The sequence below is a fragment of the Microbacterium sp. genome (assembly GCF_041909575.1).
Classification (GTDB): Bacteria; Actinomycetota; Actinomycetes; order Actinomycetales; family Microbacteriaceae; genus Microbacterium.
In genome coordinates this window covers 2,806-12,272 of record NZ_JAYRDE010000090.1, presented here as the reverse complement: position 1 = coordinate 12,272, position 9,467 = coordinate 2,806, and the positions used below count along the sequence as shown (strand labels likewise).

Annotated in this window: 6 protein-coding genes and 1 pseudogene; 4 read left to right on the top strand and 3 right to left on the bottom strand. The window is 70.2% G+C overall.

The window, feature by feature from the left end; translation table 11 throughout:
- A pseudogene (locus tag ACE3O1_RS11970) lies at positions 1–181 on the top strand (RNA polymerase sigma factor); the annotation flags it as partial.
- Between the two features lie 350 nt (positions 182–531).
- Here the strand turns inward: ACE3O1_RS11970 and ACE3O1_RS11965 are convergent.
- Both ACE3O1_RS11965 and ACE3O1_RS11960 read right to left on the bottom strand, forming a co-directional pair.
- Positions 532–2,454 carry an anthranilate synthase family protein gene (locus tag ACE3O1_RS11965; RefSeq protein ID WP_374315314.1) on the bottom strand — a complete coding sequence of 641 codons (1,923 nt, stop codon included), beginning with the start codon at positions 2,452–2,454 and terminating at the stop codon, positions 532–534.
- A gap of 173 nt (positions 2,455–2,627) precedes the next feature.
- Positions 2,628–3,863, bottom strand: a complete 1,236-nt coding sequence (locus ACE3O1_RS11960) for a low temperature requirement protein A (RefSeq protein ID WP_374315312.1) — start codon at positions 3,861–3,863, stop codon at positions 2,628–2,630.
- Positions 3,864–3,979: 116 nt separating this feature from the next.
- On the opposite strand from ACE3O1_RS11960, the gene ispG reads away from it, so the two are divergent.
- Positions 3,980–5,110, top strand: coding sequence for a flavodoxin-dependent (E)-4-hydroxy-3-methylbut-2-enyl-diphosphate synthase (ispG, locus tag ACE3O1_RS11955; RefSeq protein ID WP_374315318.1), 1,131 nt, complete (start codon positions 3,980–3,982; stop codon positions 5,108–5,110).
- Between the two features lie 126 nt (positions 5,111–5,236).
- On the opposite strand, the gene ACE3O1_RS11950 is transcribed toward ispG, so the two are convergent.
- Complete coding sequence (locus tag ACE3O1_RS11950; protein ID WP_374315310.1) at positions 5,237–6,256, bottom strand: 1-aminocyclopropane-1-carboxylate deaminase; 1,020 nt, start codon at positions 6,254–6,256, stop codon at positions 5,237–5,239.
- A 176-nt stretch (positions 6,257–6,432) separates the two neighbouring features.
- On the opposite strand from ACE3O1_RS11950, the gene ACE3O1_RS11945 reads away from it, so the two are divergent.
- Positions 6,433–8,229: a proline--tRNA ligase gene (locus tag ACE3O1_RS11945; protein ID WP_374315308.1), complete on the top strand. Its 1,797-nt coding sequence runs from the start codon at positions 6,433–6,435 to the stop codon at positions 8,227–8,229.
- A 45-nt stretch (positions 8,230–8,274) separates the two neighbouring features.
- The gene (locus ACE3O1_RS11940) at positions 8,275–9,333 is read left to right on the top strand and encodes a TIGR00730 family Rossman fold protein (protein ID WP_374315306.1); all 1,059 of its coding nucleotides are present in this window, start codon (positions 8,275–8,277) and stop codon (positions 9,331–9,333) included.
- The last annotated feature ends 134 nt before the right edge of the window (positions 9,334–9,467 follow it).

The window sequence follows — 9,467 nt, the reverse complement described above, 5'->3', positions numbered from 1 at the left end:
CGCGGAGGTCGACGCGCTCGCCGGCGCGCTCGCGCGCTCGCACCGGTGGCACGCGGTGCGGGCGTCGCTGCTGCGTGAGCTCGGCCGGCCGGATGAGGCGCTCGCCGAAGACCTCGAGGCGCTGGAGCTCACCGCGAACGAGGCGGAGCGGCGCCTGCTCGCCGCGCGTGCAGGGCGATGAGGCGGAGCCGGGCTGCGCTGCGAGGTGTGTTCGCTCGGCGGCGCCCCCCGGGTTCTCGGGCCAGCAGTGGGCATTGCTTTTCCGTATGTGAGTTCATGTTCACACACCCGATCGCGGGTGTGTGAGCCGGAACTCACATGGGTGTGTGTGAGCCGGAACTCACATGGGTGCGTGCAAGCCGGAACGCCGCCGAAACCCCGGAATCTCGGCGAAACACCGGGCGATGCCCGGGGTCTCGACGCAGATCCCGTGTCTCGGCGAGCGCGCACCCAGCCGGAGTGTGTGAGCCGGAACTCACATAGCGAAACGAGAAGGGGCCGCGCACGGACCGCGGCCCGCGGACCGAGGGCTCACGCTCCGACGGGCGAGAGCGCGTGCGACACCAGCCGCTCGAGCGTGACCATGCCGTCGCGCGACAGGATCGATTCGAGGTGCCCCTGCACCGAGGCGTAGCCGGGACCGCGGAGCGCGTAGACGTCCCCGGTTGCGGCATCCGCGGCGACCTCGGTCTCTCCGACCCGCGCCGTGCCGGCGGGGACCCGCGCCGTGAACGTGTTGTAGAAGCCGATGGATGCCGGTTCCCCGAAGGCGTCCACGCTCTTCTGCAGGCCCTGATGCGGCGACGCCAGCGGCGCCAGCTCGATCCCGAGGGAGTCCGCGAGGATCTGGTGGCTGAGGCACACCGCCAGCAGAGGCCGGCCCGATGCCCGGCGCCGCCTCACGACCTCTCGCATCCGCGTCATCCGCGCGCTCGCCGGGTCGCGGGGATCACCGGGCCCGGGACCCGAGACGACGAGTTCGGCGCCGTCGATCTCCTCATCGGTCACCGCGCTCCACGGCACGATGCGCGCATCGAGCCCGAGATGGCGCAGCTGGTGCGCAAGCATCGTCGTGAAGCGATCCTCGGCATCCACCACCAGCGCACCGCGACCGTTGAAGGGCCCGTCGTCCGAACCCTGCGGCTCGAGCCAGAACGACGCCAGCCGGGCGTTCCGGGAGGCGAGCAGCGACGCGATCGAGGGGTCGTCCGCGAGGCGCCGCGGCTCGGCGGCCGGCGCATCCTCATCGATCGCCTCCACCCGCTCGGCGGCGATGTCGCGCGCGATGGCGCCGATCGCCCCGAGCACGCCCGCAGCCTTCCCGTGGGTCTCGCCGACCTCGCCGTACGGATCCGAGTGCCGCACGAGCGTCGCGCCCACCGGCACGCGCAGACGCCCGTCCTGGAGATACGCGGTGCGGATGAGGATCGGTGCGTCGAGATCATGCGACTGCTCGCCGGGAGCAGCATCCGTTCTCGGAGCGAAGAGCGCCGCGACGCCGGAGTAGTACCCGCGGGGCGTCTGCTCGTGCCGCGTGATCACGGTGCAGGCGTTCTGCATCGGAGACCCGGTGACCGTCGGGGCGAACATGGTCTCGCGCAGGATGTCGCGCGGATCCAGCCGGCTGCGACCCCGCAGCACGTACTCGGTGTGGGTGAGCCGCGACATCTCCTTCAGATGGGGCCCCGTGATGCGGCCGCCGTCGGAGCACACCGCGCTCATCATCTTGAGCTCCTCGTCGACGACCATGAAGAGCTCCTCGGTCTCCTTGGTCGACTCGAGGAACTCGGTCAGCGTCTCGGCGGTCGCGCCCCCCGCGGGATGGCGGAACGTGCCCGAGATCGGATTCATCGTTACGAACCCGCCCTGAGCGCTCACGTGCGCCTCCGGACTCGCGCCGACCGCGACATGCCCCGGAGTCACGATCGCGAACGTCCAGTACGCGCCCCGCTCGTACTCGAGCAGCGCCCGGAACCACGTGAGCGCGGCGGTCGCGGCATCCGCCTCCACACCGGCGGTGAAATCGCGGCGGATCACGAAGTTCGCACCCTCGCCGCGCCCGATCTCGTCGGCGATGACCCGGCGGACGATGTCGGCGTAGGCCTCGTCGGCGATGTCGAAGCCGGCGTCCGTCAGCGCGATCGGCTCGACCGGGAGCTCGGCCAGCGCCGCCTCGCGCGGCATCGCGGTGTGCTCCGAGACCACGAGGCACCGCAGGGGAGCGCCGTCGTCATGGCACTCGAACCCGCGCTCGCGCACCTGTCGGAACGGCACAAGGGCCAGCACCTCGCGGGGCGTGCCGTCCGCGCCCCGCAGCGGGATGTCGGCGAGCAGGTCGACGTCGACGACGTCGCCGGTCAGAACCTCGACGGTCGCGCCATCGCGCGCGATGAGGGCGAACGGGATGCCGCGCGCGGCCAGTTCACGAAGGGAGAGGGGGGCGGGCCCGGTCATGATCGGTCTTTCGTCGTGGGGGCGGTCAACCCTACGAAAAAGAAGACCGCCTCGAGGGCGGTCTGTGGTCGCGCGAACCCACCGCCTATGCGGTGAGCCACCAGGTGAGGTTCGCGGACATGGGGCGAACCTACCACAGGCCGTGGCGCGGCATCCGCTCGGTGACAGCCCGCTCAGTCGGCCGTCGCGCGGGCGAGCATCTGCTGCCCGTGCCTCCAGCCGACAGTCTCGTAGCCGACGACCACGACCACCGGTGAGCACGCGATGATCAGGATGCCGACCGCGATCGACGCGCCGAGGGCGACCGCCGCGACCCCTGCCGCGAGGACGACGATCACGCCGACGTACAGCCAGACGTGGAACAGGTCGACCTGCAGGAGGAGCAGCGAGTACAGCACGAACAGCAGCGTCTCGAAGGCCAGCACCGGGATCGCGATGCTCAGCGCCGCGAAGACCGCGTCGACGTGAGCCTCGTGCGAGATCACATAGGCGGCGACGTGCAGGCCCGCTCCCACCGCGACGACCGACCCGAACATCGCGATCTGCAGGTACCCCCAGCCCCAGGCACGGCCCGGATGATGCGCGAGCACCGATCCCCACGGGATCGCGAAGTACATCCACCACATCCCGAACGCGAGGGCGACGCCGCCGAACGCGACGAGCGCCGTCTCGAGCGTCCACCCCTGCACGTCGATCACGGCGGAGATCGCGATGATGGTGCCCAGGATGATCTCGCCCAGCGTGATGATGAGCAGCAGCCCGTACCGTTCGGCGATGTGGTGCGGATGCCACGGCGTGCGCCCGAAGCGCAGCTCGGCGAACAGCGGCCCGGCCAGCTCGAACAGCGCGAGCAGCGTGGTGAGGATCATGGTGGTGCCGACCGGGAGGCTCAGGAAGATCAGCGCGACCCATCCGATCTGGGCGATCCCGATGTTCCCGGCATAAGCGAGTGCGGTGCGGCGGCGGCGGGGATCCTCGCGGGCGACCCGCAGCCACAGCGCGATCGTCGCGACGCGCATGATCACGTAGCCGGCGACCACCACGGAGTTGTCGAGGATCTCTCCCTCGTCGATCGAGTGGAAGACGTCGGGAACTCCGAGGGCGACGATCAGGAGGCCGATCATGACGATCATCGTCGCCAGCCGGAAGTAGACATCGTCGGTGTCGTACGCCGATGCCAGCCAGGAGTAGTTGATCCAGGCCCAGGCGACGGCGAACGTGGTGAAGCACCACCCGAGGACCGCGGTTCCGGTGTGCCCCAGCTCGAGATAGTGCGCCATCTGCGTGCCGATCTGGCTGAAGGCCACCACGAACACGAGGTCGAACAGCAGCTCGAGCGGAGTGGCCGCACGATGCGCCTCGCGCGGATCGCGCCCGGTCATCCGCGTGAAGAGGTGATTCACCGTCATGCCGGGAAGATACACCGCGCGGCGCACGCGCAGATCACGGCGGGTCCACGGCCGGCGGCGGGCCGGGCCTCACTCGCGGCGCGTAGGCTGGGGGCGTGCCTGCTGTGAATCTCGGGATGCCCAAGGTCCCCGTAACGCTCGCCCCCCGCCGCAAGACGCGTCAGATCAAGGTCGGCAAGGTGCTCGTGGGCGGCGACGCACCGGTCAGCGTCCAGTCGATGACGACCACGCCCACTACGAACATCAACGCCACGCTGCAGCAGATCGCCGAGCTCACGGCATCCGGATGCGAGATCGTCCGCGTCGCCGTGCCGTCGCAGGACGACGCCGACGTGCTGCACATCATCGCGAAGAAGAGCCAGATCCCCGTCATCGCCGACATCCACTTCCAGCCGAAGTACGTGTTCCAGGCGATCGACGCCGGGTGCGCCGCCGTGCGCGTGAACCCCGGCAACATCCGGCAGTTCGACGACAAGGTCGGCGAGATCGCCGCCGCCGCGAAGGCAGCCGGCGTCTCGCTGCGCATCGGCGTGAACGCCGGCTCGCTCGACCGACGCCTTCTCGAGAAGTACGGCAAGGCCACTCCCGAGGCGCTGTGCGAGAGCGCGGTGTGGGAGGCCTCGCTCTTCGAGGAGCACGACTTCCACGACTTCAAGATCTCGGTCAAGCACAACGACCCCGTCGTGATGGTGCAGGCCTACCGCCTCCTGGCCGAGCGCGGCGACTGGCCCCTGCACCTCGGGGTGACCGAGGCCGGGCCGGCGTTCCAGGGGACCATCAAGAGCGCCACGGCTTTCGGCATCCTTCTGGGCGAGGGCATCGGCGACACGATCCGCGTCTCGCTCTCGGCGCCTCCCGCCGAAGAGGTCAAGGTCGGACACCAGATCCTGCAGTCGCTGAACCTCCGCGAGCGCAAGCTCGAGATCGTCTCGTGCCCCTCGTGCGGACGCGCCCAGGTCGACGTCTACACGCTCGCCGACGACGTGACCGAGGGGCTCAAGGACATGACCGTGCCGCTCCGCGTCGCCGTCATGGGCTGCGTCGTCAACGGTCCCGGCGAGGCTCGCGAGGCCGACCTCGGTGTGGCGTCGGGCAACGGCAAGGGCCAGATCTTCGTGAAGGGCCAGGTCATCAAGACGGTGCCCGAATCCGAGATCGTCGCCACCCTCATCGAGGAGGCGAACCGCATCGCCGAGGAGATGGGCCCGGCTGCCCCCGTCGGCACGGCGCAGGTCGTCACGAGCTGACGGGCTCGCCAGGCGGTTGCCGGGCGTGCGCCGGCGCGGTTGCCGCCTAGGCGCGCGGTTGCAACTGCGCACTCAGCGGGGTCCTGCGCGTCCGCACGGACAATACTCCGCACGCCGGGCGCGGACTCAGCTCCAGAGCGAGTGGTAGGCGTTGATCGCCGGCTGGCCGCCGAGGTGCGCGTAGAGCACGGTCGAGTCCTTCGGGATGTCGCCCGAAGACACGAGGTCGATCAGGCCGGCGAGCGACTTGCCCTCGTAGACCGGGTCGGTGATCATCGCCTCGAGCTGGGCGCCGAGCGCCATCGCCTCCATCGTCGACTCGACGGGAAGGCCGTACAGCTCGCCCGCCCAGCCCTCGAGCACCTGGATCTCGTCGTCGCGCAGCTCGCGCCCGAGCTCGATGAGCTCGGCGGTGCTCCGGGCGATGCGCGCGACCTGGTCGCGGGTCTTCTCGAGCGTCGCGGACGCGTCGATGCCGATCACTCGGCGCTTCAGGCCGGTCAGATCCTCGAGCGCTGCGAACCCGGCGATCATGCCGGCGTGGGTGGATCCGGTGACCGTGCAGACGACGATCGTGTCGAAGAACACGCCGTGCTGCTTCTCCTGCTCGGCGACCTCGAATGCCCAGTTCGCGAAGCCGAGCCCGCCCAGCGGATGCTCCGAGGCTCCGGCGGGGATCGGGTAGGGGATGCCACCGGATGCCTCGACCTCGGCCAGCGCGTCCTTCCACGAGTCGCGGATGCCGATGTCGAAACCCGCATCGTCGAGCCGCGAGTCGGCGCCCATCATGCGGGAGAGAAGGATGTTGCCGACCTTGTCGTTGACCGGGTCGTCCCACGGCACCCACTTCTCCTGCACGAGGCGGGCCTTGAGGCCGAGGTGGGCGGCGACGGCCGCGACCTGCCGGGTGTGGTTGGACTGATAGCCGCCGATCGAGACGAGGGTGTCGGCGCCCGACGCGAGCACGTCCGGCACGATGTACTCCAGCTTGCGCACCTTGTTGCCGCCGTAGGCGAGGCCGCTGGAGACGTCCTCGCGCTTGGCCCACACCTGCGCGCCGCCGAGGTGCTGCGTGAGCCGCTTCAGGTGCTGCAGCGGGCTCGGGCCGAAGGTCAGCGGATAGCGGGGGAACTGATCGAGCTTCACGGGGTCTCCTCGTGGGGCGTCGCGGGCATTCAGCATGCAATATATCGCATGACGCAGTGGCGATCGCTGTCACGAGGTTCCCAGGCCTTCGGGCCGCCCCGCTCGCGGGAGGTCCCGCGAGGACTCGCTTCGCCCGTCAGCGGCTTCGCCGTGCCCCCCGCCTAGACTTGACCCTCGTGGTCACCCGTCTGTCGCACTTCTTCCTCCGCACGCTCCGCGAAGACCCGGCCGATGCCGAGGTCACGAGCCATCGACTGCTCGTGCGCGCCGGCTACATCCGCCGCGCCGCGCCCGGCATCTTCACCTGGCTGCCGCTGGGCCTGAAGGTCAAGGCGAAGATCGAGGGCATCATCCGCGAGGAGATGTCGAACGCCGGCGCCTACGAGGTGCACTTCCCCGCGCTGCTTCCGCGCGACCCCTACGAGCAGTCGGGCCGCTGGACCTCCTACGGCGACGGGATCTTCCGCCTGCAGGATCGCAAGGGCGCCGACTACCTGCTCGCCCCGACGCACGAGGAGATGTTCACGCTCCTGGTGAAGGACCTCTACTCGTCATATAAGGACCTGCCCCTGGCGATCTACCAGATCCAGGACAAGTACCGCGACGAGGCCCGCCCGCGCGCCGGCCTCCTGCGCGGCCGCGAGTTCACGATGAAGGACGCGTACTCGTTCGACTACACCGACGAGGGGCAGGATGCCTCGTACCAGGCGCAGCGCGACGCGTATGAGCGCATCTTCCAGCGCCTGGGACTCGAGTACGTCATCGTGGCGGCCGACAACGGGCTCATGGGCGGCGCGCGTTCGGAGGAGTTCCTGCACCCGATCGCCGTCGGCGAGGACACCTTCGTTCGCTCGGCCGGCGGATACGCCGCCAACGTCGAGGCGTACACGACGACGGTTCCCGACCCGATCCCGTTCGACGGGCTCGGCGACCCGGTGATCTTCGACTCGCCCGACACCCCGACGATCCAGACGCTCGTCGACCACTCGAACGCCCACCTCGACGCGCCCGCGCCCGGGATCGCCGGCCCGGGCACCGACGGCGCGACCGAGTGGACCGCCGCCCACACGCTGAAGAACGTGGTCCTCGCGCTCACTCACCTCGACGGCACGCGAGAGCTCGTGATCGTCGGCGTGCCCGGCGACCGCGACGTCGACGACAAGCGCGTCGAGGTCGCCTTCGCGCCCGCCGCCGTCGAGCCGGCGACCGAGCAGGACTTCGAGAACCACCCGCTGCTGGTGAAGGGCTACATCGGACCCTGGTCCGAGACCGGCCCGATCCTCGGCGAGGAGTCGGCCACCGGCATCCGGTACCTGCTCGACCCGCGCGTGGTCGACGGCACGGCGTGGGTCACCGGCGCGAACATCGATCAGAAGCACGTCCACACCCTCGTGGCGGGCCGCGACTTCACGGGCGACGGGTTCGTCGAGGTCGCCAGCGTCCGCCCCGGCGACCCGGCGCCCGACGGCTCGGGGCCGGTCGAGCTCGCGCGCGGCATGGAGATCGGCCACGTCTTCCAGCTCGGGCGATTCTTCGCCGAGACGCTGGGCCTCAAGGTGCTCGACGAGAACGGCAAGCTCGTGACCGTCACGATGGGCTCGTACGGCATCGGGGTCACGCGCATCCTCGCGATCCTGGCCGAGCTCAACAACGACGAGCGGGGCCTCGTATGGCCGGCCTCCGTCGCGCCGTTCGACGTCCACGTCGTCGCGACCGGAAGGGACGCGGCGGCGTTCGACCTCGCGGAGCGGCTGTCGGCCGAGCTCGAGGCATCCGGTCTCGATGTGCTGTACGACGACCGCCCCAAGGTCTCGCCCGGGGTGAAGTTCGGCGATGCCGAGCTCGTCGGCGTCCCGCAGATCGTGATCGTCGGCCGCGGAGCCGCCGACGGGCAGGTCGAGCTGTGGGACCGCCGCTCCGGCGAGCGCGACGTGGTCCCGGTCGACGAGGCCGTTGCGCGGCTGCGTCGCTGAGTCAATGGCCGCGACGCGCTGAGCAGGGCGTGGCACGCTGGGGGCATGTCGCGCGATGCCTCCGTCTCGGCCGATGTCACCGATGACCTGCGCGGTGTCATGGCCGATGCCGGGATCACCGAGAACACCGACCTGATCGCCCGCATCCTCGCCACCGGCGTCGGTCTGGGGCTCGACGGCGCGAGCAGGCTCGACCTGAAGATCACGACGGCCGCGCTCGCCGAGATGCGCGCCGCCTTCCAGCACTTCGCCCCGTATGCGGGCGTGCCCAAGGTGACGATCTTCGGCTCGGCGCGCACGCGCCCGGACGACCCCGTCTACCGCGCGGCCGCCGAGGTGGCGCAGGCGCTCGCGGAGCGCGGCTGGATGGTGGTCACGGGAGCGGGGCCCGGCATCATGCAGGCCGCGGCCGAGGGCGCAGGCCCCGAGCGCTCGCTCGGCGTCTCGATCCGCCTGCCGTTCGAGGAGCGTCCCAACGCCGTCATCGCGGAGAACGCGCGCAATGTCGCCATGAAGTACTTCTTCACGCGCAAGCTGATGCTCGTGAAGGAATCGCACGGCTTCGTCTGCGTTCCCGGCGGCTTCGGCACCCTCGACGAGCTGTTCGAGCTGCTCACGCTCCAGCAGACGGGCAAGGCGGAGCCGACTCCGATCGTGCTGCTGGACAAGCCCGGCGGGACCTTCTGGGGTGGCCTGGAGCGCTTCGTCGACGAGCAGCTGGCGGGCTCCGGGCTGATCTCGCCGGATGACTTCGATCGGCTGGTCCTCACCGACTCGGTCGACGAGGCGGCGGCCGCGATCACGGACTTCTGGCGCAACTACGATTCGCTGCGCTGGGTGGGGGACCGGCTGGTGCTGCGCCTCAAGGCCGAGCCGACGGATGCCGAGATTTCCAGCCTCGACGAGGAGTTCGGCGCGCTGCTGACGTCCGGCTCGATCGAGCGCAGCGCGCCGTTGCGCGCGGAGGCCGACGACGCCGCGCGCGCCCACCTGCCGCGTCTGGTGCTGCGGCTCGCGCCGATCCATGTCGGCTCGCTGCACCGCCTGATCCGCGCGGTGAACGCCCTGGGAAGTGCGCCGGCAGGTCCGCCGCGGGCCGCCTGACGCGGCCCGTACGCTCCCGCCGCCTCGGGCGCATAACTCCTGCACTCTGCTGCTCGGCATGGGGTCCATCGCCGTCGTTCCGGGGGTCGCGGTGCGGGATGTCGCGGAAGTGCAGGAGTTATGCGCCCGGGGGA